Raw genomic sequence first — 275 nt, 5'->3', positions numbered from 1 at the left:
CGGTCCTCGCCCACCTTCACCAGCAGCACCCGCAGCAGCGGAGGCCGGACGAGGTCGAACCGCCGCGCCCGCTCCTCGACCGCGATCCGCTCGGACTCCGCCCACGCCATCTCATCCGACGCACTGGACAGGTCCACTTCACGCCACGGCAGTTCGACACCCTCGGCGATCACCTGCACCGGCTGCTCAAGACCCGGTGGCTGCCAGAACCCCGCCCGCAGACCCGCATGCCGGTCCACCACCGCCTGCCACGACACCCGCAACACCCCAGCGTC

1 protein-coding gene is annotated in these 275 nt (G+C 71.3%); it reads right to left on the bottom strand.

Translation table 11 applies throughout. The features are described from left to right. On the bottom strand, positions 1–257 hold a 257-nt coding region (locus ACTT8P_RS38620; protein ID WP_442836456.1), incomplete at its 3' end, for a hypothetical protein. Positions 258–275: the final 18 nt, after the last annotated feature.

It is taken from the genome of Streptomyces sp. JW3, from assembly GCF_052216785.1.
In the GTDB taxonomy this organism is placed as follows: Bacteria; Actinomycetota; Actinomycetes; order Streptomycetales; family Streptomycetaceae; genus Streptomyces.
The sequence above is the reverse complement of the archived record's forward strand: the minus strand, read 5'-3'. Positions and strand labels throughout refer to the sequence as shown.